This is a genomic window from Lysinibacillus cavernae (assembly GCF_009724685.1).
Classification (GTDB): Bacteria; Bacillota; Bacilli; order Bacillales_A; family Planococcaceae; genus Lysinibacillus; species Lysinibacillus cavernae.
Window position 1 is genome coordinate 1 of the sequence record NZ_WMEF01000007.1, and the last position, 22,584, is coordinate 22,584.

24 protein-coding genes and 4 tRNA genes are annotated in these 22,584 nt (G+C 38.4%); 18 read left to right on the top strand and 10 right to left on the bottom strand.

Annotated elements, in window-relative coordinates; translation table 11 throughout:
• The 4 genes from GJU32_RS14290 to GJU32_RS14305 all read left to right on the top strand — a co-directional run bounded on the left by GJU32_RS14290 (position 1) and on the right by GJU32_RS14305 (position 333).
• Positions 1-77: transfer RNA gene (locus tag GJU32_RS14290), tRNA-Ile, on the top strand.
• 4 nt (positions 78-81) lie between these two features.
• Positions 82-158 (top strand) — tRNA-Asn (locus GJU32_RS14295).
• Between the two features lie 10 nt (positions 159-168).
• Positions 169-259, top strand: a tRNA-Ser gene (locus GJU32_RS14300).
• Between the two features lie 2 nt (positions 260-261).
• Positions 262-333 (top strand) — tRNA-Glu (locus GJU32_RS14305).
• Positions 334-478: 145 nt separating this feature from the next.
• Here the strand turns inward: GJU32_RS14305 and GJU32_RS14310 are convergent.
• Genes GJU32_RS14310 through GJU32_RS14320 form a run of 3 tightly spaced genes read right to left on the bottom strand, consistent with a single transcriptional unit; the run spans position 479 to position 3,348 of the window.
• Entirely contained in the window at positions 479-1,276 is a 798-nt protein-coding gene (locus GJU32_RS14310) for an ABC transporter ATP-binding protein (RefSeq protein WP_155592636.1), read from the bottom strand.
• A 15-nt stretch (positions 1,277-1,291) separates the two neighbouring features.
• On the bottom strand, positions 1,292-2,347 hold the full coding sequence (locus GJU32_RS14315; protein WP_155592637.1) for a FecCD family ABC transporter permease: 1,056 nt from the start codon (positions 2,345-2,347) through the stop codon (positions 1,292-1,294).
• Positions 2,347-3,348 carry a FecCD family ABC transporter permease gene (locus GJU32_RS14320; RefSeq protein ID WP_155592638.1) on the bottom strand — a complete coding sequence of 334 codons (1,002 nt, stop codon included), beginning with the start codon at positions 3,346-3,348 and terminating at the stop codon, positions 2,347-2,349. The genes GJU32_RS14315 and GJU32_RS14320 overlap by 1 nt, the downstream gene beginning before the upstream one ends.
• 144 nt (positions 3,349-3,492) lie before the next feature.
• Between GJU32_RS14320 and GJU32_RS14325 the strand changes: the two genes are divergently transcribed.
• Together GJU32_RS14325 and GJU32_RS14330 are read left to right on the top strand one after the other, a co-directional pair.
• Complete coding sequence (locus tag GJU32_RS14325) at positions 3,493-4,488, top strand: ABC transporter substrate-binding protein (protein WP_196426714.1); 996 nt, start codon at positions 3,493-3,495, stop codon at positions 4,486-4,488.
• A 119-nt stretch (positions 4,489-4,607) separates the two neighbouring features.
• Positions 4,608-5,810, top strand: a complete 1,203-nt coding sequence (locus tag GJU32_RS14330) for a diaminopropionate ammonia-lyase (RefSeq protein ID WP_155592640.1) — start codon at positions 4,608-4,610, stop codon at positions 5,808-5,810.
• Between the two features lie 47 nt (positions 5,811-5,857).
• Here GJU32_RS14330 and GJU32_RS14335 read toward each other — a convergent pair whose 3' ends face one another.
• A complete protein-coding gene (locus GJU32_RS14335) occupies positions 5,858-7,174 on the bottom strand; it encodes a trypsin-like peptidase domain-containing protein (RefSeq protein WP_155592641.1) in 1,317 nt (438 codons plus the stop codon).
• A gap of 180 nt (positions 7,175-7,354) precedes the next feature.
• Here GJU32_RS14335 and GJU32_RS14340 point away from each other — a divergent pair, with 180 nt between their 5' ends.
• The 3 genes from GJU32_RS14340 (at position 7,355) to GJU32_RS14350 (ending at position 9,615) form a co-directional block, all read left to right on the top strand.
• Positions 7,355-8,116 carry a MerR family transcriptional regulator gene (locus GJU32_RS14340; RefSeq protein WP_155592642.1) on the top strand — a complete coding sequence of 254 codons (762 nt, stop codon included), beginning with the start codon at positions 7,355-7,357 and terminating at the stop codon, positions 8,114-8,116.
• A gap of 75 nt (positions 8,117-8,191) precedes the next feature.
• On the top strand, positions 8,192-8,641 hold the full coding sequence (locus GJU32_RS14345) for a TraR/DksA C4-type zinc finger protein (RefSeq protein WP_155592643.1): 450 nt from the start codon (positions 8,192-8,194) through the stop codon (positions 8,639-8,641).
• 47 nt (positions 8,642-8,688) lie between these two features.
• Positions 8,689-9,615 carry a dipeptidase gene (locus tag GJU32_RS14350; RefSeq protein WP_155592644.1) on the top strand — a complete coding sequence of 309 codons (927 nt, stop codon included), beginning with the start codon at positions 8,689-8,691 and terminating at the stop codon, positions 9,613-9,615.
• A gap of 15 nt (positions 9,616-9,630) precedes the next feature.
• Here the strand turns inward: GJU32_RS14350 and GJU32_RS14355 are convergent, their stop codons facing one another.
• Entirely contained in the window at positions 9,631-10,551 is a 921-nt protein-coding gene (locus GJU32_RS14355) for a 1,4-dihydroxy-2-naphthoate polyprenyltransferase (RefSeq protein WP_155592645.1), read from the bottom strand.
• A gap of 247 nt (positions 10,552-10,798) precedes the next feature.
• Here GJU32_RS14355 and GJU32_RS14360 point away from each other — a divergent pair, with 247 nt between their 5' ends.
• The 8 genes from GJU32_RS14360 to GJU32_RS14395 all read left to right on the top strand — a co-directional run bounded on the left by GJU32_RS14360 (position 10,799) and on the right by GJU32_RS14395 (position 19,700).
• Entirely contained in the window at positions 10,799-12,184 is a 1,386-nt protein-coding gene (locus GJU32_RS14360; RefSeq protein WP_155592646.1) for an isochorismate synthase, read from the top strand.
• Complete coding sequence (menD, locus tag GJU32_RS14365) at positions 12,177-13,892, top strand: 2-succinyl-5-enolpyruvyl-6-hydroxy-3-cyclohexene-1-carboxylic-acid synthase (protein WP_155592647.1); 1,716 nt, start codon at positions 12,177-12,179, stop codon at positions 13,890-13,892. Before GJU32_RS14360 ends, menD begins: the two co-directional genes overlap by 8 nt.
• Positions 13,889-14,698: a 2-succinyl-6-hydroxy-2,4-cyclohexadiene-1-carboxylate synthase gene (gene menH, locus GJU32_RS14370; RefSeq protein WP_155592648.1), complete on the top strand. Its 810-nt coding sequence runs from the start codon at positions 13,889-13,891 to the stop codon at positions 14,696-14,698. Before menD ends, menH begins: the two co-directional genes overlap by 4 nt.
• A gap of 69 nt (positions 14,699-14,767) precedes the next feature.
• Positions 14,768-15,586, top strand: coding sequence for a 1,4-dihydroxy-2-naphthoyl-CoA synthase (gene menB / locus GJU32_RS14375; protein WP_155592649.1), 819 nt, complete (start codon positions 14,768-14,770; stop codon positions 15,584-15,586).
• A gap of 176 nt (positions 15,587-15,762) precedes the next feature.
• On the top strand, positions 15,763-16,065 hold the full coding sequence (locus tag GJU32_RS14380) for a hypothetical protein (protein ID WP_196426708.1): 303 nt from the start codon (positions 15,763-15,765) through the stop codon (positions 16,063-16,065).
• A gap of 483 nt (positions 16,066-16,548) precedes the next feature.
• Positions 16,549-16,755 (top strand): hypothetical protein, encoded by a 207-nt coding sequence (locus tag GJU32_RS14385; RefSeq protein WP_196426716.1) that lies wholly within the window; start codon positions 16,549-16,551, stop codon positions 16,753-16,755.
• 216 nt (positions 16,756-16,971) lie between these two features.
• Entirely contained in the window at positions 16,972-18,396 is a 1,425-nt protein-coding gene (locus GJU32_RS14390) for an o-succinylbenzoate--CoA ligase (RefSeq protein ID WP_155592651.1), read from the top strand.
• Positions 18,397-18,518: 122 nt separating this feature from the next.
• Positions 18,519-19,700 (top strand): transglutaminase domain-containing protein, encoded by a 1,182-nt coding sequence (locus tag GJU32_RS14395; protein ID WP_155592652.1) that lies wholly within the window; start codon positions 18,519-18,521, stop codon positions 19,698-19,700.
• On the opposite strand, the gene GJU32_RS14400 is transcribed toward GJU32_RS14395, so the two are convergent.
• The 4 genes from GJU32_RS14400 to ytzI all read right to left on the bottom strand — a co-directional run bounded on the left by GJU32_RS14400 (position 19,694) and on the right by ytzI (position 21,409).
• The gene (locus GJU32_RS14400; protein ID WP_155592653.1) at positions 19,694-20,731 is read right to left on the bottom strand and encodes a metal ABC transporter solute-binding protein, Zn/Mn family; all 1,038 of its coding nucleotides are present in this window, start codon (positions 20,729-20,731) and stop codon (positions 19,694-19,696) included. The genes GJU32_RS14395 and GJU32_RS14400 overlap by 7 nt on opposite strands.
• Positions 20,732-20,840: 109 nt before the next feature.
• A complete protein-coding gene (yidD, locus tag GJU32_RS14405) occupies positions 20,841-21,074 on the bottom strand; it encodes a membrane protein insertion efficiency factor YidD (RefSeq protein ID WP_155592654.1) in 234 nt (77 codons plus the stop codon).
• Positions 21,071-21,232, bottom strand: a complete 162-nt coding sequence (locus GJU32_RS23200) for a hypothetical protein (RefSeq protein ID WP_196426709.1) — start codon at positions 21,230-21,232, stop codon at positions 21,071-21,073. The genes yidD and GJU32_RS23200 overlap by 4 nt, the downstream gene beginning before the upstream one ends.
• Positions 21,233-21,262: 30 nt before the next feature.
• Positions 21,263-21,409: a YtzI protein gene (ytzI, locus tag GJU32_RS14410; RefSeq protein ID WP_155592655.1), complete on the bottom strand. Its 147-nt coding sequence runs from the start codon at positions 21,407-21,409 to the stop codon at positions 21,263-21,265.
• 138 nt (positions 21,410-21,547) lie between these two features.
• Here ytzI and GJU32_RS14415 point away from each other — a divergent pair, with 138 nt between their 5' ends.
• The gene (locus GJU32_RS14415; protein WP_155592656.1) at positions 21,548-21,865 is read left to right on the top strand and encodes a transposase; all 318 of its coding nucleotides are present in this window, start codon (positions 21,548-21,550) and stop codon (positions 21,863-21,865) included.
• 42 nt (positions 21,866-21,907) lie between these two features.
• Here the strand turns inward: GJU32_RS14415 and GJU32_RS14420 are convergent, their stop codons facing one another.
• Entirely contained in the window at positions 21,908-22,579 is a 672-nt protein-coding gene (locus tag GJU32_RS14420; RefSeq protein ID WP_155592657.1) for an AroM family protein, read from the bottom strand.
• Positions 22,580-22,584 lie beyond the last annotated feature (5 nt).

A 22,584-nucleotide genomic window follows, 5' to 3' on the forward strand; every position in this document is an offset into this window, starting at 1 on the left:
GGGCCTATAGCTCAGCTGGTTAGAGCGCACGCCTGATAAGCGTGAGGTCGATGGTTCGAGTCCATTTAGGCCCACCATTGTTCCGAAGTAGCTCAGTTGGTAGTAGCACCTGACTGTTAATCAGGTTGTCGCAGGTTCGAGTCCTGCCTTCGGAGCCAATTTTTTTTTGGGGAAGTACTCAAGAGGCTGAAGAGGCGCCCCTGCTAAGGGTGTAGGTCGGGTAACCGGCGCGAGGGTTCAAATCCCTCCTTCTCCGCCATTGGCCCCTTGGTCAAGCGGTTAAGACACCGCCCTTTCACGGCGGTAACACGGGTTCGAATCCCGTAGGGGTCATACTAAGTGCAGTAGATGATTTTACATCTACTGCACTTTTTAATTTTATTGATAAATCTAGATAACAAGTTAAATCTATTACTACTTATAACAACAAGCCTTCACAGATTAAATAGTCTGTGAAGGCTTGTTGTTTTCAAAGAAGTTATAAAATTGTCCGTCCTTTGCCATATGGAATACATAATGGTGTACCAAAGATTGGATCTGTTGTCATTTGACAATCCAGGTCAAATACATGCTTGACTAATTCAGTTGTCATAATTTCCTCTGGTTTACCTTGACGATGAACACCGCGATCACGCACTGTAATAATATGATCAGCGTAGCGACATGCCAAATTAATATCATGTAATACCATAATAATTGTTCGCTTTTGCTGTTGGTTTAATTCGAATAATAAATCTAAAACGTCTATTTGATGAGTTAAATCTAAATATGTCGTAGGCTCGTCCAAAAGAATAATATCTGTATCTTGAGCAAGGGTCATAGCTATCCAAGCACGTTGACGTTGCCCCCCTGATAGTTCATCCACTGGTCTATCTTGTAAATGCTCTGTACCTGTTGCTTTTAAGGCATTGAACACGATTTCTTCATCCTTTTCCGTCCACTGTTGGCGCCAGCTTTGATAAGGATATCTTCCTTGTTTAACAAGCTGTAGGACAGTTAAGCCCTCTGGTGCAACAGGAGATTGAGGGAGAATTGAAAGATTTTTTGCCACTTGTTTTGTAGACAATTTAAATATATCTTCGCCATCTAATAAAACAGAGCCATTTTTAGGCTTCAATAACCGAGCAATGGAGCGTAAGAGTGTGGATTTACCACAGCCATTCGCTCCAATTAATACAGTAATTTCATTCAAAGGAATAGACAAATTGAGATCTTCGATAATAGTGGAATCACCATAACTTAATGTTAGGGATTTGGTTAATAACGATTCAGTCATGTAGTATAGACTCCTTTATTTATTAGGGTTTCTGAATAATAAATAGATAAAATAAGGAGCACCGATGGCGGCAGTGAAGACACCAGCTGGTACTTCTAATGGGCTAAATGCGGTACGACCAATAATATCAGCAATCATTACGAGCAATGCTCCAATTGCTGCGGATGTTGGGATGAGTACACCAAACGATGAACCAACGATCCTTCGTGCAATATGAGGGGCCATTAACCCTACAAATCCAATTGCCCCCGCAAATGAAATGGCACTTGCTACTAAACTAGAACATAAAAGTATTAAATAAAGACGTGTTTTTTGCACGGATTGTCCTAAGCTTGCGGCTGTATCATCGCCTAATTCTTGGACATTTAATTGTCGTGTGATAAAAAATGTGACAAGTAGTAGTACGATGATTAATGGGACAACGATTTGTACCTGGTCCCAATCTGCACTTTTGACACTTCCAGTAATCCACTTATTTGCTTCACTTGCTTGATAAATTGGACCGATAATCATTAACATAGTCGTAACGGCTTGCATCAATGCTGAAACGCTAATACCTATTAGGACAAGTCGATTTGGCGTGACACCATCTTTCCAAGCAAATAAGTAAACAATACATCCTACAACAGTCGCCCCAACAAAGCCAGCTAATGGCAACCATTCAATACTAACCGTTAAAGAGTGATTGGAATCACTGAAAATGGCTAAGAAACCAACAACTGCTGCACCACCTCCAGCGGATATTCCTATTATGTCTGGTGAGGCTAGTGGGTTTTTAATAATTCCTTGTAAAACTGCTCCTGCTACAGCTAACGCCATTCCAGCAAATACAGCAAGAAAAATTCGAGGCATTCGAAAATCAATAATGATCAATTGATCAAAATCTGAGCCGTGACCAATGAAAGTTTGTAAAACCTTTAATGGATTGATAAAAGAATCACCGAATGATGCACTTAAGAAAAAAACAGCTAATGTTATCAAGCTAATTACTAGTAATTTATTTACAGCTTGTACATCTAATAAAAAGGATATTTTTTGTTGAAGTAATCGAATTGTTTTTATTTGTTTCATTATTTTTTTCCACCTTTTCGCGCAAGGTAAATAAAGAATGGTGTGCCAATCATAGCCGTCATTACCCCTACTGGAACTTCTTGTGGCATGATAATATAACGGGCTGCTACATCAGCTAACAATAAAAGAATACCCCCTAATAAAGCAGCCATTGGAATAAGCCAACGATGGTCTGTTCCGACAAACTTACGCGCAAAATGAGGAACTACAATACCGATAAAACCGATCGGGCCTGCAATAGCAACAGCGCCACCTGCTAAAAAGATCACAATAAGTCCTACCATTACCTTCATAAGCCCTAAACGTAAACCTAGTCCTCTTGCTACATCATCTCCAAGAGCAAGAGTATTCATTTTAGGAGAAATGACTAGAGCAGCTATCCAGCCAATGATTAGATAAGGGAGGACCGATAGAAGAATTTCTAATTTTCTTCCTTGAACTGAGCCTGCTAACCAAAATAATACTTGGTCGAGTTCTGCTTCATTTGTGGCAAGTAAACCTTGCGTGAAAGAAGCAAAAAGTGCACTAATGGCGGCCCCTGCTAAAGTAATTTTTACAGGAGTAGCAGCATCTCTTCCTGAAAAACTAATACCATAAACAGATAAAGCAGCAACAGCAGCACCTAAAAATGCGATCCATGCAAAAGACTGCAAACTTGAAATATGGAAAAAAATCATGGCAAAGACAACAGCAAAGCCAGCTCCTGCATTAATGCCTAATATACCAGGTGAAGCTAATGGATTCTTCGTTAAGGTTTGCATAAGCACGCCTGTAATGGCTAATGAAGCACCAACACAACTAGCTATAAGCGCCCTAGGAATACGAACGTTTTGAATGATAATATGCTCATTTGAATGGTTAAATTGTATAAAAGATTCATACGTCATTTGAATAGAAGTATTTGCATAGCCATATACAATACTGATCGCCATACAAAGAAGTAAGAGCAAAACTCCCGCTAGTAAAGCAAGCATCTTTGAATAATTATTTTTTAAAATCATATAAAATTTAACTCTTTTCTTAGATAATTACTAAATTAATGATTGACATAGATGGATACATACAATACGATTAATATCGTTCTAAAGACAGATGAAAGTGATTTTCATTCTCGTCAAATATGCTTAAACATTCTATCATATACAATGGAGGAAGAAAAGGTGCAAAAAGCATTTCAAAAATTAGTAGTTTTGCTAGCAGTTGCGGCTATTTTTGTTCTAGGAGCATGCGGCAATTCTAAAGATAATACGAAAGAAGAAAGTTCAAAAGATAGCAACGCTTACAGTGTCGAGCATGCTATGGGGACAACTGAAGTAAAAGATACACCAAAACGTATTGTTGTTTTAACAAATGAAGGAACAGAAGCATTATTAGCTCTAGGTATTAAGCCAGTCGGTGCGGTACAATCTTGGACAGGTGATCCATGGTATGACCATATTAAGGATCAAATGGACGGTGTGGAGGTTGTCGGCATTGAACATGAAATTAATATAGAAAAAATCGCTTCTTTAAAGCCAGATTTAATCATTGGTAATAAATTACGACAAGAAAAAGATTATGCGAAACTTAGCAAAATCGCTCCAACTGTGTTCTCAGAAACATTACGTGGTGACTGGAAAGAGAATTTTGAATTATACGCAAAAGCAGTTAACCAAGAAACAAAAGGTGAAGAAGTATTAAAAGCTTACGATGATAAGCTACTTGCACTGAAAGAAAAACTTGGTGATCAAACAAACCAAGAAGTTTCATTTGTACGCTTTATGGCAGATAAATCTCGTATCTATTACACAGATTCATTTTCAGGTATTATTTTTGATGCTTTAGGTTTTAAACGTGTTCCTGCGCAAGCTGATCTATTTAAAGATAATGCAAAACTAGGAAACTTAGCGGTTGAAGTAGGGAAGGAAGTAATTCCTCAAATGGATGGAGATGTTATCTTCTACTTCACGTACATGCCAACAGGTGATGATTCAGCATTAGCAACTGAACAAGAGTGGACACAAGATCCTCTTTGGAAAAACTTAACGGCTGTCCAAAAAGGCAATGCACATAAAGTGGATGATGTCATTTGGAATACTGCTGGAGGCATTTTAGCTGCAAATATTATGCTAGATCAAGTGGAAGAAATCTTTACTAAATAATGAATTGATAAAAAATACAATCATCGAAGTTCGATGATTGTATTTTTTTATTTCCTGTTATATGGAACTTTGTATTTTATAGCTAAATAGACTAAGCTATTGAGTAAGGAGGGATAGGAATGAACGAAAAATTGAAGTGGGTTCCCAATCAGCTTAATCGGGTAGAACAAGAAACAGCTTTACTTCCATACTTTACACTGGAACAAGTTGAGAAAGTTGGTCAATTCCAGCGTACATATAAGCAGTTTGAAAAAACACCTCTTCAGCATCTAAATTCACTTGCTTCATTTATTGGTGTGGAAAAAATTCTAGTAAAAGATGAATCCTATCGATATGGTTTAAATGCATTTAAAGTGTTAGGCGGTGTTTATGCAATTGCTCAATATGTCGCCAATGTACTCCAAAAAAATATAGAGGAGCTATCATTTGAACAATTAAAATCTCCGCAAATAAAAGAGCGGATAGGAGATTTAACCTTTATTTCAACGACAGATGGTAATCATGGTCGTGGTGTAGCATGGGCGGCTCGTGAGCTAGGTTTTCATGCACGAATATATATGCCAGCTGGCAGTGCCGATGAACGTTTACAACATATTAAAAACGAAGGAGCTTATGCTGAAATCACGACAATGAATTATGATGATACCGTTCGATTTACTTCGCAACTAGCCCAAGAAAATGGTTGGGTATTGATTCAGGATACGATGTGGGATGGCTATGAGGAAATTCCATTATGGATCATGCAAGGTTATACAACGCTTGTACATGAAATTGTTGAAGATTTGCAACAAGCACCGACACATGTATTTTTGCAAGCTGGGGTAGGATCCTTTGCAGGAGCGGTTGTCGCGTTTTTACAACAATTTTATGAGCAAGAGATGACGTTTGTTTTAGTTGAGCCTCATGTCGCTAATTGTTATTATGAGAGTTTTAAGGCAGGTACTCCCCAATTTGTAACTGTTGGTGGGGAAATGCAAACCATCATGGCAGGTCTTGCTTGCGGTGAACCCAACCCACAAGCTTGGCAACTTTTAAAGACCTATACAAAAATAAGCATTTCTTGTCATGAAGAAATGGCAGCAATAGGTATGCGTATACTTGGCAACCCATTGGACACAGATGAACGCATAATAGCAGGAGAATCAGGAGCAGCTCCATTTGGTTGCTTTTATGAAATAATGACAAATGAACAATACAAGGAATTAAAACATACTTTGCAATTAGATGAACATGCAAGGGTGTTGTTTATTAATACAGAGGGCGACACAGATAAAGAAAACTATCGACAAATAGTGTGGCACGGGAAATATGCGAATGAATAGCAAACTAGTCAAAAGCTAGTTTGCTATTTTATTTGTAACAGACTACATTAGTGAATTTTAATAGCTGCAATTTTATAGGCACCATAATCATCTGTAATAACAGTATAGGTCTTATAGCGATCATAGAATTGGTAATTGCCTTGTGCATCGTAAAAATCAAAAGTTTCATTCATTTCAACATAGTATTTGCCATCTGAATATTGCACATCCAGTACTTCATTGTTTGTAAAATAGAAGTAATGGCCTTGATAGGCAATCTCATTAATATATTTCTCCAATTCTTGATAAGCTGAACTTCCAGGTGCAAGCATATCGGCAATCCAGTAAAAATCACCTTCATTTAGTGCCATTTCATAATATAGACGGAATGCTTGCACGAATTGCCCCGCTAGCAAAGCATCTGTTCCGTTAGTAGTATTTGTTTCAATAGGAGTTTGTTGATTACCTTCATAAACATTAGCTACAGAACGAACCTCATTTGCAGAAAGTGGCTTTGCAATCCATCCATCAAATTGGTCAAGCATACTATAAAGAGGAATAGAGAAAGCAAAGTTAGTACTTGTTTCAGTTGTGTAAAGTAGAGAGTTAATTCCTATGACATTGCCTGTATTGACATCGACCAATGGACCACCACTACTACCTTTATCAATTTGTGCATCGACCTGATAAATTTGCTTGTATATAAAATTTTCAAGTTCCATATCACGTTTATTGCCCGTTATATAACCAATAGAAGCAGAATTTTCAAAACCTTGTGGACTACCAAATGCAATAACTTCTAAGCCTATAGGTGATTCGGCTGTTTCAATGCCTAACGGTTGACTGTCTTGATAGCTAGGTACATGTATTAAAGCGATGTCATAACGATCAGATATACCGATTACAGTACCTGGTGATTCTTGACCCATTGAATTACGAATTCGTACTTCCACTTCACCTTGGACAACATGTGCATTTGTAATAACATAACCACCCTTTTTATATAGGAAGCCAGAACCTTGCCCGCTGTTAGTTAGGACAGTGAACACTTTTTGTTGAATTTCCTTTATAAGGGTGACACGATCAACCTGTTGTGCATGCGCTTCTTGTTTTTTTGTGAGTTTTTCAGAGGAAACTTGCTGAGTAGTTAATTTCTGATTATCATTTAGTTCCGAGTAAGTATTTGAATGATTCTTTTTGTCTACAAAAAAATCCCAATATGCATAGCCAAGCCCACCAATTGCAATAAAACAGACAGATAATACGATAATTGCCCATGCTGGTACACCTTGCTTTGATAATGACGAATTGGTGAGCTTACTGCCACAATCCGAGCAAAATTTACTGTCTGAAAGATTCTCATGCTGACAATTTGGACACTTCATCCTATCACACTCCTGTGAAATATTTACTATTCATATCGGCGTGTAGCGAAAGATTTATATGTATTTATGGAATTATATGAACTGAAAGGATGATTATGGTTAGATTTAATTATTTTTTAATTTTTGTATTGACCTTAACGTTGCGTCAAAGTTTACAGTAGCTATAGTGGAGGTGACAACATGGAATATACAATTCAAGAGCTTGCCCACTTGTCGGGTGTTAGTACTAGAACATTGCGCTATTATGATGAAATTGGGTTACTGAAGCCAGCTAGAACCAATGAGGCAGGCTATCGATTTTATGGGCAATTTGAAGTAGATATGCTACAGCAGATTTTATTTTTCCGCGCGTTGGATATGAAGCTAGCGACGATTCAAGAAATAATTCAGACGCCCAATTTTCAACATGCCGAGGCGCTAAAAACACATAAAGTTGCTTTGCTTCAACGCAAGGAACAGCTAGAAATTATCTTACGGACAGTAGAAAAAACAATACAATCCATTGAGGGGGAACTGCCAATGTCAAATGAAGAAAAATTTAAAGGGTTTAAAGAAAAGTTAATCGAGGGTAATGAAAAACAATATGGTCAAGAAATTCGTGCAAAATATGGAGATGAAACAGTGGACGCTTCGAATGCTAAACTTATGAATATGACAGAACAACAATTTCAGGCGATGCAACAGTTAGAACAGCAAATGTTTGAACGATTAACAGAAGCGATGGAACTTGGTGAAGCCACAAGTGATATCGCAATGGAAGCGGCAGAGTTGCATAAACGATGGCTGAGTTTTACATGGAAAGAATATTCCAAAGAGGCACATGCTGGGCTAGCACAAATGTATGTAGCTGATGAACGTTTTACGGCATATTATGATGAGCGCGGTGAAATAGGGACAGCCCAATTTCTACATGATGCGATCATCGCTTATACAAGTAAATAAATAGAGCTTCCTTATGCTGACATGTTTTAGAAATAGTAAATTAGGAAAAAATGAAGGCATGAGGAGGAGATTTTTTTGAATCAACAAGTAATGCAAAAATTAAAAAGACAATTAGAGCAAGAATTACAAGAAATCGAACAACAATTAGAGGAATCAGAGCGACCACAAGCAACAGAGTTATCTAATTATGATAATCATCCAGCTGATAATGCCAGTGATTTAACGGATCAGCTTACAGAAATGGCAATAGATGAGCATCGTGGTGACAATGCGGAAGAAATTAAAAAGGCCTTACAAGCAATGGCAGACGGAACATATGGTAAATGTGTTGTCTGTGGTGAAGAGATTCCATTAGGACGTTTAGAGGCTATGCCAAAAGCTTTGACATGTGTGGAGCATGCAGAGCAGAAAGAAGAAAATTTACGACCAGTGGAAGAGGATGTTCTATCTTCAACACCAAAATCAGATGATTTTATTGAGCTTGAGGAATTTGGCTCTTCCGACACACCACAAGATAAAATGTAGTAAGTTTTTCCTCATGAAAGCAGTATAATAACTGTAGAGGTGAGGATATGAACATAATTGATTTACATTGTGATGCGCTTTTAAAATTAACCACTCTTGAAACGGCAAATTTTGCAGAGGATGTGCGTATACATGCCAATCAAAAAAGATTGCAATTAGGGCAAATAGAGGCTCAAGTATTCGCCATCTTTATTGACCCAAAAATCTCACAAAATCTGCAATTTCTTGAGGTCATGCGTCAAATTGAAGCATTTCATACGCATGTATTACAAACAGAGGGCATGGTTCATATTACAGATTGGACACAGTTAGATCAATTAGCTACACATGAAATAGGAGCCATTTTAAGCTTAGAGGGCTGTAGTGCAATTGGCGAAGATGTAACAAAGCTCACAGCGGTACTCGATGCTGGTGTAAAATTAGTAGGTTTAACGTGGAATGAAGAAAATGCTGTAGCTCACGGGGCTGAACAGGATGCAAGTCTTGGATTGAAGCCATTTGGTAAAGAGGTCATACAATTACTAAATGAGCGAGATATTATTATTGATGTCTCACATCTAAATGAACAAAGCTTTTGGGATGTATTGCCGTTAGCAAAGCATATACTCGCAAGTCATAGTAATGCACGTGCACTATGTGACCACCCACGTAATTTAACAGATGCGCAGGCAAAGGCACTTGTCGAACACGGGGGACATATCCATGTTGTTTACTTCCCACACTTTATTGGTAAAGATGCAACACTCGACCATTTAGTCGATCATGTGGAGCATTTAGCCAAACTAGTAGGTGTCCAGCATTTAGGGTTAGGGTCAGATTTTGATGGTATTAATGTGACTGTCAATGGTTTAGCTCACGCAGGAGAGGCACAAAATTTATTAGAGGCATTACGTGCACGCTTTTCAGACGAAGAAGTGCATGGCATAGCTAGTCAAAATTTCAGACGCTATGTAAAAAAAGCAGCAACCCGTTAAGGCTGCCGCACTCTTTTAATAAAAGAAATAATGCATTAACAATCCGATTCCTAATAGAAAGCCGAAGAATGTATTGGTTTGCGCTGTATATTTCATCGCAGGCATCACTTCTTTGGCTTCTTTTTTGTCTCGGAAAATTTGAATGGCACGTAATGGTTTTGGAATACTTAGAAAGATAATTAATGCCCAAAAAGTAATGCCATCAACGGCTACAAGGGCGATCACCCATAAATACGAGACGATAAAAAACCCAGATAATACAGAAATCGCATTATCACGTCCTACTAATATAGCCAATGTTTTTCGTCCACCCTCGGTATCGCCAACAATATCACGTATATTGTTGGATAACATAATGGCACCGACTAAAATCATACTTGGTACAGAAAGCAAAACAGCATCAAGTGTCACTGTAAGCGTTTGAATATAGAAGGCAATTAACACAATCCCCATACCCATTACCGCTCCAGAGACAATTTCTCCAAAAGGCGAGTAAGCGATTGGATAGGGTCCACCTGTATATAAGAAACCAATAAGCATACAAACTAGTCCGACAGCTGCTAACCACCAAGATGTTGAGGCACATATGTAAATGCCAAGAAGCATGGCAATGGCATAAAAGCTTAACGCAATCAACATAATTGTTTTTGGTTGTACACCGTGACGGACAATTGTTCCGCCAATACCGACAGAATGCTCGTTATCTAATCCTAATTTGTAATCATAATATTCATTGAACATATTCGTTGCTGCTTGAATAAGCATACTTGCAATGAGCATAGCAAAAAATAGTCCAAAATCAATTGTTTCTTTTTCAATTGCTAGAGCAATTGCAGTTCCTAGGAATACTGGAACAAATGAAGCGGTTAAAGTGTGTGGACGTGTTAAATGCCACCAAACTTTAAAACCCCTATCAGCTTCAATGACTTTGGTCATAAGGTCTTTCTCTCCTTCAAATGTTGTCGACTCTTCTTATTTTATACGAAGATTGAGAAAATGGGTAGGTTCACAGCTTATTACATACTGTTTAATGAAAAAAAGTGATACAATAGAACATGCATTTATGAACTGAAAATAAAAATTGGGTTATTAGCAACGGTACGAATAACAGTGTTGCCAACCAAAAAATGATGTGTTTTAGTCATCATTGATTATGTACATTGCAACAACGGAGGTAATTTTCATGCAACAGAAGTGGTACCAAGCCACAGAAGTAGAAGTGGACTCTTTGGGCCAAAGCCTTCATTTTTATATGGAAACAATTGAAGTAAGTCGCTTATCTGCACTGGCGTTCTATGCAGCAGGCGAAGAGTGTTATAAAGGTGAACGATTTTATTGGCAAAATAGAGAAAAAACAATGACTTTAGTTGGACTAGGACATGCTCATACCATTCAAAACAACGCTAAACATGAACGCTTTGATGCTGTGGAAGCGGAATGGAAAAACTTAACGAAAAACTGTCTGCAGGAACAAAGCGAACTACAGCCTATATTGTTTGGTGGTTTTACATTTGATCCACAAAATAATGTTGACGGAGAATGGACGGATTTTCCAGAATCTTTTTTTGCATTAGCAACATTCCAACTTGTGATACGTGATGATAAAGCATACGTGAGCATTCATCTTTTGACAAAAGATCAGCAAGCGGAGGCGAAGCTCGAATCTTTAAGAAAAGAGAGAGATCATTTAATTCATGCAGCTCAGGTTAAAGAAGTGAAAACGTATACAAAGCCTGAAATAACAAGTTATTTTGAGCCATATAAAGAACCTTATCTATCCTCAATTAACCAAGTGACAGCATTAATTAAACAGAAAAAGGCAGATAAGGTTGTGATTGCACGCTCCCTTGCATTGCAATTTAAAGAGCAGGTATCTGCGCCACAAGTGCTTTCTCAAATTATTCATGAGCAGCCAGAAAGCTATTTATTTGGTCTTGAGCGTAAGAATTTATTGTTTTTTGGTGCATCGCCTGAACGTCTTGTCAAGGTAGAAGATGGTCGTGCGTTTTCTTCTTGCGTCGCTGGCTCAATTAAACGAGGCAAGACAGCAGAGGAAGACGAGGCTTTTGGACAAAGTTTATTAAATGATCCAAAAAACGGTGGTGAGCACCAATATGTTGTCGATATGATTGCGGATACATTCCGTAAAAATTGTGTGGACATGACAGTACCAGATAGACCTCGTTTATTAAAAATACGAGATATTCAACATTTATACACACCTGTAGAAGGTCAGTTAAATAAGGAAGCCACGATATTACAACTTACAAAATCACTACATCCAACGCCAGCTTTAGGTGGTGTACCACGCAAAGAAGCGTTATCTGCCATTCGTAAATATGAGCCGATGAACCGTGGTCTGTATGCTGCACCAATTGGCTGGATGGACGCAGAGGGTAACGGTGAATTTGCAGTCGCTATACGATCAGCAGCATTACTAAGTGATAAAGCTTATTTATATGCGGGTGGCGGTATTGTAGCAGATTCGGAACCACAATCTGAATATGAAGAAACATTAGTGAAATTCCGTCCAATGCTTCGTGCGCTAGGGGGACAATTACATGAGTGAACGAAAAGTTTTAACAGATTATGTTTATAAAATGGTCGCATCGTTAGTACAAGCTGGTGTAGAAAATGTTGTCGTCAGCCCAGGATCACGTTCAACACCACTTGCTTATGCGGTTGCTTCAACTAAACAAGTAAAAATGTATCGTCAGGTAGATGAACGCTCAGCTGCTTTCTTTGCTTTAGGGCTGGCTAAAGCTACTGCCAAGCCTGTTGTTTTATTATGTACATCTGGCACAGCGGCAGCGAACTATTTTCCTGCGATTGTGGAGGCAAGCTATGCACGTGTTCCACTGATTGTGGTAACAGCTGACCGACCACACGAATTACGTGAGGTAGGAGCACCACAGGCCATCAATCAGCCCAATTTATATGGTTCACATGTGAAATGGAGTGTAGATTTTCCGTTAGCAGATGGTGCTGCCCAAACTTTACCTTTTATTGAGCGTCATCTTGCACGTGCAGTAGCAATTGCTACGAGTGCACCTTTTGGACCAGTACATATTAATGTACCTTTCCGTGAGCCTTTATTAATTGATCTACAGAATGAGCTACCAGCAGTGACTTTCAAGCACAGCAGTATAGGACAATTAGTACCATCGAGTGCGAATCTGCAAGAGCTTTCCTCTATTTTGCAATCGACTAAAAAAGGCTTTATTATTATTGGTGAATTAGCTCTTGGTACAGACTTATCAATCGTCTGGGAATTTGTACGTCAGTTGAAGTGGCCAGTAGTTGTTGAAAGCTTATCGAATATGCGTGCATCCGTACCAGAGGATTGTTTACCGTATATGGTGACAACGTACGATGCCATTATGAAGAGCGAGGATTTTAAAGCACTTGTTCAACCGGATACAGTTTTACGTATAGGTGCACAGCCTATCTCGAAATTTATCATGCAATTTATTGCAAAATCACAACCAAATGCCTATGTGATTATTGATGAAGATCCTATGTTTAGAGATGCTACTGGCGTATCTACACATTTTATTCATGCCAGTATCGGGCAATGGTTGACACAATTGGGGATCGCTAACACAGCGCTGGAAGCGACATATTTAGCCGAATGGCAAAAAGCGAATCAGCTTGCTTCACTCTACATTGAACAGCATTCAGAAGTAGAAAAAGATGAAGGTGCTATGGTTAGCCGTTTACTGAAAATGATTCCTGATGGTAGTGATATTTTCGTTAGCAGTAGTATGCCAGTGCGTGATATCGATACATTTTTGTTAGCAACACCGAAGGATTTACGTATTTTTGCAAATAGAGGAACGAACGGAATTGATGGCGTAGTATCCACGGCTATGGGCTTAAGTAGAGGAAATGACCGAGAAACCTATTTGCTGATTGGTGATTTAGCCTTTTTACATGATGTGAATGGTCTAATTGCATCAAGATATCAGGAATGTAACTTAACGATTCTTGTGATGAATAATGATGGTGGCGGTATCTTTTCTTATTTACCACAGTCAACTGTGGAAGCTCATTATGAGGATCTATTTGGCACACCAACAGCACTTGAATTCCGTGATATTGCCCATATGTATGATATGGACTATGTCCGTGTAGAGACGATCTCCGAGCTTTCAGAGAAGGTTTCTACAAGTAAGAAACGTCCGTTGCGTTTGGTGGAAATTTTTACAGATAGAACAGAGAATGTCAATGCTCATCGAGAGCTATGGAATCGTATTAATGCGGAGTTAAAAGCATGACAAAAAGGATGATTCGCGGCCTTGAAACGCATATTGAACTGTGGAATCAAGATGCTTCATACACACTGGTTGCTTTACATGGATTTACGGGTAGCACGGCTACGTGGCACAATCTAGCACAAGCTCTACCCAATGTGCGTGTCATTGCCATTGATTTGATTGGGCATGGAAAAACAGTTATTCCAAAGCAGATAAAACGTTTTTCTATGGAGGAACAATTAAAGGATTTAGAAGAAATCTTTACCCAGCTCGATATAGAGAAATTTACGCTATTAGGTTATTCAATGGGTGGAAGAATTGCATTATCGTACGCCATTGCATACCCAGACCGTGTTCAAAAGCTCATTTTAGAAAGCACTTCTCCAGGATTACGTACAATCGGAGAGCGAAATGAGCGTTGTGAGCGAGATGAAGCACTGGCACAAAAAATAGTTGCAAATGGTTTACAATCATTTGTTGATGCATGGCAGAATATACCTCTTTTTGATACCCAGCATCGCCTACCTAAAAATGTGCAAGTGGCTATTCGAGCAGAAAGACTTTCACAGAGGGCAGAAGGACTGGCAGGGAGCTTAAGAGGTATTGGTACAGGTGTACAGCCTTCGAATTGGGATAGGTTGGTGCAATTAGAAATACCTGTCCTATTAATTACAGGCTCATTGGATGAGAAATTTTGTAAAATTGCACTAGAAATGAAAGCGCTAATAAATACTGTTAGGCATATGACAGTAAATAACGCTGGACATGCAATTCATGTGGAAAATCCCGCTGAGTTTGCTACAATAGTAGAGGAGTATTTAACGTAATATTAATATACGATTACGTTAGCGCCTCGCTAGTAACGAGACGAATTTAATGATATAGGAGGCAATTCAATGACACGTCAATGGACAACATTACATACTTATGAAGACATTAAGTATGAGTTCTATAACGGTATCGCAAAAATTACGATTAACCGTCCAGAAGTGCGCAATGCATTCCGCCCAAAAACGGTTATGGAAATGATTGACGCATTCTCACGTGCACGCGATGACAAAAATATCGGTGTAATTATTTTAACAGGTGAAGGTGAACATGCTTTCTGCTCAGGCGGAGACCAAAAAGTTCGCGGACATGGTGGCTATGTTGGAGAAGATGAAATCCCACGTCTAAACGTTCTTGATTTACAACGTTTAATCCGTGTTATTCCAAAACCTGTAGTTGCAATGGTTGCAGGCTATGCAATTGGTGGAGGACACGTATTACATGTTGTCTGTGACTTAACAATTGCTGCTGACAATGCTCGCTTTGGACAAACTGGACCAAAAGTAGGTTCATTTGATGCAGGTTATGGCTCAGGCTATCTTGCTCGTATTATTGGTCATAAAAAGGCACGTGAAATTTGGTACCTTTGCCGTCAATACGATGCACAGCAAGCACTTGATATGGGCTTAGTCAATACGGTTGTTCCTTATGAGCAATTAGAAGATGAAACAGTTCAATGGTGTGAAGAAATGCTAGAAATGTCACCAACTGCACTACGCTTCTTAAAAGCAGCGATGAATGCAGATACAGATGGCTTAGCAGGACTTCAACAAATGGCTGGTGACGCTACACTTCTTTACTACACAACAGATGAAGCAAAAGAAGGTCGCGACGCATTCAAAGAAAAACGTCAACCAGATTTTGGTCAATTCCCAAGATTCCCTTGATTGTTAAGGGATAAAAAGCTCGTATCTTTTTGGAGATACGAGCTTTTTTGTATTTTAGGAAGAGGGGTGAATTGAAGTATTAAAGTGTTGAATAGCAGGCTAAATGAGGATAGTGCAGGACTTTAAATAAGAGAGACGGATAGAAGACTCAAATTGGTGGATAGAACTGCGAAGTGTTGGATAGAGTTCAAAATGTGAAGGATAGCGCAGCACTTGCAATAAAAGTGGCGGATAGAAGACTCAAATTGGTGGATAGAACTTGCGAAGTGTTGGATAGAACTCAAAATGTGAAGGATAGAGCAGGGCTTGCAATAAAAGTGACGGATAGAATCCTCAAATTGGTGGATAGAAATCTCAAATTGGTGGATAGAACTTGCAAAGTGTTGGATAGAACTCAAAATGTGAAGGATAGAGTAGTACTTGCAATAAAAGTGGCGGATAGAATCCTCAAAATGGTGGATAGAACTTGCAAAGTGTAGGATAGAACTCAAAATGTGAAGGATAGCACAGGACTTGCAATAAAAGTAGCGGATAGAAGTCTTAGAGTGTTGGATAGAACTTGCAAAGTGTAGGATAGAACTCAAAATGTGAAGGATAGAGCAGTACTTGCAATAAAAGTGACGGATAGAATCCTCAAAATGGTGGATAGAACTTGCAAAGTGTAGGATAGAACTCAAAATGTGAAGGATAGAGCAGCACTTTGAATAAGAGAGGCGGATAGAAGTCTCAAAATGGTGGATAGAACTTGCAAAGTGTAGGATAGAACTCAAAATGTGAAGGATAGAGCAGCACTTTGAATAAGAGAGGCGGATAGAAGTCTCAAAATGGTGGATAGAACTTGCAAAGTGTAGGATAGAACTCAAAATGTGAAGGATAGAGCAGTCCTCTGAATAAGAGAGGCGGATAGAAGTCTCAAAATGGTGGATAGAACTTGCAAAGTGTAGGATAGAACTCAAAATGTGATGGATAGCGCAGGACTTGCAATAAAAGTGGTGGATAGAAGTCTCAAAGTGGTGGATAGAACTTGCAAAGTGTTGGATAGAGCTCAAAATGTGAAGGATAGAGCAGGACTTGCAATAAAAGTGACGGATAGAATCCTCAAAGTGGTGGATAGAACTTGCAAAGTGGTGGATAGAACTCAAAATGTGAAGGATAGAGTAGTACTCTGAAAAGAGAGACGGATAAAACCCTCAAATTAGTGGATAGAACTTGCAAAGTGTTGGATAGAACTCCAAATGTGAAGGATAGCGCAGCACTTTGAATAAGAAAGCCGGATAGAACCCTCAATGTGAAGGATAGAGCTATGAATGCAATGGATAGTCCGTCATCTAATAGACAAAGTATAGGGGAAAGCGTTAAGATGTAGGGTGATTGGAGTGACAACTATGTATCCAAATTGGATTTTACAACGAGCGTATTTAACACCGTTACGCAAGGCATTAGCTTATAAAAAGCGAAGCTGGACTTTTCAAGAATTAAATGACTTATCGATAAAGCGTGCCCATCAATTAGTGGCATTAGGTATTCAACAGGGTAATCGAATCGCTATTATGGGACCAAGTAAGCCAGAGCTAGTCATCATGATGTATGCCTGTATGCATTTACAATGTGAGATGGTGATGCTTAATCGTAGACTGTCACAGGATGAACTGGCTTATCAGCTAGAGGATTCAGGAGCAGTGGCAGTGTTGATTGCAGACGAGGATGTAAGAAAGCTACCACCTGAAACAGCCCATCATTTATTTTCAACGATAGAAGAGGGAGTTGTGGGCTCACTAGACATTATGAAGGAATGGTCTTTACATCAAACAACAACAATTATGTATACTTCGGGTACAACAGGGTTTCCAAAAGGCGTTCGCCAAACGGTAGGGAATCACCAAGCTAGCGCAACAGCCTCTGTTTTAAATATTGGATTACAGGCTAATGATGTTTGGCTATGTGCTGTACCGTTGTTTCATATTAGTGGGTTTTCAATATTAGTACGTTCGTTGCTGTATGGCAATCAAGTCTATTTATATGATCAATTTGATGAGGATGCCATTTCGCAAAATATTATTGAGGGTGAAGTAACACATATGTCTGTTGTAGCGGTGACATTGGAAAGAATCTTACATACGCTAGAGCAACAAAATGCGAAAGCTTCACCTCATTTTAAGCTGATGTTAGCTGGGGGTGGGCCAGTACCGGTTGATTATTTAGCGAGAGCACAGGCGTTAAACCTAGCTGTAGCGCAAACGTACGGTATGACAGAAACTTCCTCACAAACGGCCACATTGGCAAGTGAAGATGCCATGCGAAAAATTGGTTCTGCCGGGAAGCCTTTATTTTTTAATCAAATAAAAATTGCCGAGCCAAATGCAAAAGGTGAGGGGGAAATTTGCATCCGTGGCCCCCATGTCACACCTGGCTATATTGGGCGTTTTGCGCAAAAAAATTCAACGATTGATGGCTGGCTTCATACTGGAGATATTGGTCTTCTAGATGAGGACGGTTACTTATTTGTCATTGATCGCAGGGCAGATTTAATTATCTCAGGTGGAGAAAATATTTATCCCGCAGAAATAGAAAATGTGCTACTTACACATCCAGCCGTCAAAGAAGCGGGTGTGTGTGGTGTAAGTGATGATCAATGGGGACAGGTACCACTTGCGTTTATAGTGTTAAACGAGCCTGTATCTGTTGAGCAACTACATGCCTTTTGTTTACAGAAACTTGCTAAATATAAGGTTCCTAAAGAGATTATTATTACAGACAGTCTTCCGCGAAACGGAGCAGATAAATTGCTCAGACGGAAATTACTACAATAAAAAAGAAGTCTTCTTAAAATGAAGACTTCTTTTTTATTTGAACTTTTAGCATGAAATTAATCATTCATTAACATAATAAAAAAAGAGAGGCATAAACTATTTAGTAAAGGAGAATGACTCATATGAGGAAATATATATATAATGTTGTCATTATATTATTTGTTCTACAAATGAGTCATGTGCAAGTATTTGCAAACTATGAAAAAGATAACGTAGCAACTGCTCATTCAATTGAAACACTACAATCTCTCATAAATAAAGAAGTTATGCAGCTATCTACTGAGTTTACTATTCGTTATACTGGTGACATATCTGATATAAAAGAGGATCTAACAGAACTTACAAAAAATGCGATTCAAAACTCTTATATTTATACTAATATTTCTAGCTTTAAATGGAAGTATGATGGGTATAACAATAATATTGTCATTGCATTTGCATTTACGTATCATATTTCACAAACAGAGGAAACCATTGTAGAGCAAACTTTGACGAATATTATAGCACCTATGCATGGATTAAGTGACATAGAAAAACTACAAGCTGCACATGATTTTATTGTCTTATCTGCGGAATACTCTAAGGAAACAGAAGGTAGTCAATATTCCCCTTACACGCTACTTACAGAAAATAAGGGAGTCTGTCAGGCATATGCTTTAGTGTTATATCGAATGTTGGAGATGTTAGGATTTGAAGTACAATATGTGCCAGGAAAAGTGGGTGAACAACTACATGCTTGGGTATTAGTGAAGCTTGATTCTAATTGGTATCATATTGATGTGACATGGGATGACCCTTTACCTGATCGTAAGGGGGAAGTACGCTATCAATATTTTTTAGTGTCGGATCGCCAATTATCACAAGACCATACCTGGGACTATGCAGATTTCCCTGCCGCAACAAGCGAGAAGTACACTGGAATTCAGGAAGAAACGATAAGTCAGAGTTTAACAGTACCTTTACAATATCGTTTTAATCCAAATATGGGCTTATCAATTATTGGAGAAAATAGGAAAGTTGTAAAAAAAATAGCTGAACAACCTACAATGCTCGTCACACAAAAACAAAATGAGCAAAACACTTTAGTTCAGTTCGACTTAAATGAGTGGTCGCCGATAATAGTAGAAAGTAACGTGATTTTTGTAGCGATTCATGCAAAAGCTAAGCGTGGTACTATACTAAAAACAACGAACAGGCAAACGTCTATTTATCGAACGGAGAAACGTATGCCACAAGAAAAATACGTCATAATAAAGGAGGTGCCCCACTTGTTTTTTGGGGCACCTCCTTACTCATGTTATTGAACGTTTAAAGCTTTTTCTAACGTTTGAATGTTTTTTTGCATCAAGGTGAAATAGGTTTCATCATTTTTTTCATCATCGGCTGTTAGCACGCTTAAATTATGCAATACAAGTGATTCCGCGCCAACTTCTTTTTGAATGACTTCTGCTAATTTAGAGGAAACATTTTGCTCAAATAAAATAAAGTGAATATGCAATTCATTTGCTTTGTCTACAATCTTTGTTAGTTCCTTTTGTGATGGTTCGTTTTGAGAATTTAAGCCAGCAATTGGAACTTGCGTTAAACCATATTGACCTGCAATATAGCCAAATGCAGCATGTGATACAAAGAATGTTTTATTTTGTGCTTTGTCAGTCATGGCTTTAAAGTCTGTATCTAAATCTTGTAACTCTTTTACTAATTCTTCATAGTTCGTGTTAAAAGTTGATTCTTGAGCAGGCATTTTTTCAACTAACGTATTTTTTATAGCAAGCGCTAAATCCTGACTAATTGTAGGAGATAGCCAAACATGTGGATCAATATCACCATGCTCATGATCGTCATGACCATGCTCTTCATCTTCATGATCGTGCGCTTCCTCTGTAGCAGCATGATCATGGTCGTCATGCCCATCTGCTTCATGCTCTTCTTCTGCATGGACATGACCTGTGCTGACAGCTAATTTTTCATCTGAAACCTGATCGGCAGTTGCCATCATTGTGACATCTTCGTTTGCTAATGTCTTTTTAGCATTTTCTACAAAGCCCTCAAGCCCTAAGCCGACATAGAAAAAGATATCAGCGTCTGCTAATTTCATCATATCTTTTTGAGTTGGTTCAAATGTGTGTTCATTGGCACCAGCAGGATAAATAGAAGATACCTCAACTGAATCGCCACCAATGCGCTCTGCAAAATAGCTTAAAGGGTAAACGGTTGTATAGACGGTTAATTTATCCTTATCATCAGACTTTTGGGCAGTGGACGATTTGTCTCCACAAGCGGCAGTAAACAGGGTAAGGACAGCAACTAGCACTAATAAATACAATTTTTTCATATAATAAGATACCTCTCTTAAATAGTAATCATTACGATTTGTTTTTTAGAACAGTTATTATGATAACGCACAACTTAAAAAAGTACAAGAAAAAAATGCCCTCCGAAAGTTAATTCTTTTTCGAAGGCCATTTTTCGGGTACAGGATCAAAGCCACCAGGATGAAGCGGATGGCATTTAGCTATACGTGCAATGGTTAAGAGGAGACCTTTTAGTGCTCCATGCTTTTGAAAAGCCTCAAGCCCATAAGAAGAGCAGGTAGGATGGAAACGACAAGTCGGTGGCGTCATCGGTGAAATGAATTTTCTGTAGAACTGAATGAGCCAAATAAAGGGGTATTTCATCGTTGTTCTTCCTCTTGCTGAGACGTCATTTGTTCAGGCTTTGGATCGATAGATTGTGTGAAAATATGATTTTTTTTCTTCAAAATGATAATGACTGAAACACCAAACATTAGCATCATCATGGCAATCATAATGATAATCGGTAAAGGTACACCCATTGCTTTCACTCCAAATTCAATGAATTATGATTAGTTATTCTCTTGATGATTGTTTTGCTGCGGTTTTTCATCAATAGTATGCTTAAAGGCATAGGCACGGTTGACACTGATAATCGTCGCAATAGTGATAAAGATAACGATGATAACTGCGACTATTAAGAGCGTAGTTAAACTCATAGTATTCACTCCGTTCTTTGTTCATCATACCCTATTATAAATTATATGGTCATTTTATTTGTGAAGGAAGTTTGACATTCCAGCGAATAAAACAACACCTTTCTCTCCATACTATGGAAAAAGGAGTGAATCGTAAAGATGGATCGTCAGCGCGTATATTTTTCACTTGCCAATAGAACCTACTATACAAATCCATATGCAGGGCCGTGGAATTTTGAACTGAATGTAGATCGCCAAGCACTAGATGTATTTGAGAGAATTTTTCAGCAAATGCAGCTGTTAGAAATTTCAAATGCATGGCGGGCACAGTTACCGTATATACAGTATCACTTAGATAGGGAAAATGATGAAATTGATAAAAGATTAATGAAAATTTATGCACTTGTTCATGAATATGGGGATGATGACACAAAATCGTTCGTAGAGCAGCTTCCTTATTTCAATAAACGTGTTTAAACGAAAAAAGGTCACTGAAATCAGCAGTGACCTTTTTCGCCATTAACAAATAGCTTTTAATATAGTGAAAACAGTTTCTCTAGGAACAATTATAGGTATATTGAGTTTGTTTTTAATTGAATTTTTCATGGTCGTAGAATAACCCATACAATCAAGGATGAGCAAATCTGCGCCATGCTTTTGTAGTTGCTGTGCTTTTGTCAATAAATCTTGTGCATCGAAGCGATAAGGTGAGCTTGCAGAAAATGTCACATCAAATTGTGCTTTTTGCCATTTCTCCGCAACAGTTAGTTGTTGTTCAGGCTCTGGGCCAATTAAACCGAGTGCTAATTCTGTATGTAACCCTTTTACTAAGTTAGTCATGATACGATCGGGTAGTAATAGATTTTTAAAGGATAATTTATTTGCAAAATCTCCTGTACACATAAGCAATATCCAAGTGAATTCATGTAGATTACGAATGCATTTTTGAATATAAGGCATTAGCTTTTGTTTACTAAGCTTTACTTGCTGACCATTTGTAAGTAGAGTCACTAAAACGTCTGTGTCTTCACTTGAAGGTGAAAGAGCAGCGATTTCAGAAGAAGAGAGGGAATCAAGTACACCAAATTCATCAACATTTAGGCCTGCTTCTCTTAATTGCTGAATATCCCCAGCCATATCTTTGCGAGGTGCTTGACCAATTGTTACAATGGCAATTTTCGAATTTTCCAATGTGC